This window comes from Peribacillus sp. SIMBA_075 (assembly GCF_046534585.1).
The window spans coordinates 1-276 of the sequence record NZ_JAWRYN010000489.1 but is presented as its reverse complement, the minus strand read 5'-3'; the positions used below and the strand labels follow the sequence as shown (position 1 = coordinate 276).

Here is a 276-nt window from a genome sequence, read left to right as displayed (position 1 = left end):
CAGCAGGAGGCGAGTTGCGCCGATGTCGCCGGCTCCAATACGGGCGTTGCCGACGCGGCGCCTTCGGAAGGCCCGCCTCCCGGAACCCAATGCTTTGCGTGGGCTTACCGGCAGCGCGATGGTCAGATCGTTACTTTTGCAGAAACGCGCCGGTTTTCAGGCGGTCGCAATGAAATTCGACGTCAGGCTGCGCGCTATGCACTGTCCCGGATCGAACATTATTTTAACGCGCTCGGATCAAGGCGCTAAGTTCGCGGCTGCTCCCTCTCTGGCAGA

Annotated in this window: 1 protein-coding gene; it reads left to right on the top strand. The window is 61.2% G+C overall.

The window, feature by feature from the left end:
* A partial coding sequence (locus SB775_RS29120; RefSeq protein ID WP_410864691.1) for a CinA family protein occupies positions 1-249 on the top strand: 249 nt, incomplete at its 5' end.
* Between the last annotated feature and the right edge of the window lie 27 nt (positions 250-276).